This window comes from Carnobacterium sp., assembly GCF_032094055.1.
Classification (GTDB): domain Bacteria; phylum Bacillota; class Bacilli; order Lactobacillales; family Carnobacteriaceae; genus Carnobacterium_A.
Genome location: NZ_DAMDAK010000104.1, coordinates 6,552 through 7,606, shown reverse-complemented (window position 1 = coordinate 7,606; position 1,055 = coordinate 6,552). Strand labels below are relative to the sequence as shown.

1 protein-coding gene is annotated in these 1,055 nt (G+C 32.9%); it reads left to right on the top strand.

What is annotated here, in order from left to right; all coding sequences use genetic code 11:
* Positions 1–515, top strand: a 515-nt coding sequence (upp, locus tag RT405_RS12280; protein ID WP_313470062.1) for a uracil phosphoribosyltransferase, incomplete at its 5' end; no start/stop codon positions are given.
* Positions 516–1,055 lie beyond the last annotated feature (540 nt).

Here is a 1,055-nt window from a genome sequence, read left to right as displayed (position 1 = left end):
TAATGGCATACGAAGTTTCAAGAGATATGCCTTTACAAGATGTTGAAATCGAAACGCCTTTAATTAAAACAACACAGAAACAATTAGCAGGTAAAAAAGTTGCGATTATTCCAATTTTAAGAGCCGGTTTAGGTATGGTCGACGGAACTTTAGATTTGATTCCTGCAGCAAAAGTTGGGCACGTAGGGATGTACCGTGATCACGAAACACTGGAAGCAGTTGAATATTTTGTTAAATTGCCGTCAGATATTAAAGACCGTCAATTACTAGTAGTTGATCCAATGTTAGCAACAGGAGGTTCAGCTATTGCTGCAATTGATGCATTAAAAAAACGTGGTGCAAGTTCAATCAAATTTGTTTGTATCGTAGCTGCTCCAGAAGGTGTAAAGGCTTTAGAAGAAGCACACCCGGATGTTGATATTTACACTGCAGCTTTAGATGAAAAATTAGATGAAAATGGGTATATTTTACCAGGTTTAGGCGATGCTGGTGACCGTTTATTCGGAACACTTTAAAATAAGAAAATCTCAAAAAAGAAAAAATTCTTTTTTGAGATTTTTTTATTTTTTATATTGAAAACAGAATTTAAGTAAAAAAACTGCGGTTTAATAAGGAATATAAAAAGTGGCGAACTCAAAGAAATCATTCTCGAAATAGCAGGATAAAAAAGATAAAAAAACACGCCCATGAAACTTTCATGAAAATAGAAAATTTTTTCACAATGTTTTGTATTTTGATCTAAATGGTGGTAAGATAACATTTGTCAACAAGGCTGCAAGAAAAAACCAAACTCTTTTCATTTTCCTATTTAAAGGTTTTAAAAGGTACTGATCGGAGGGGCTTTATATAGGAAAGAAAATAAGAAGTATGGTAAAATTAGTTTTAAGCTTGAAAAATGTATAAGAAAATTACATACACCCTTTGATGGCTTACGAAGCTTTGTTGAAGCATGGAAACAGTTTAATTATGGAAAAGAGGTGAACGTTGTGGAACATGAATCTCCAATACTGCATTTATTTGGTTTAAGTTTTAATGTAACCAATCTAGTTACAACC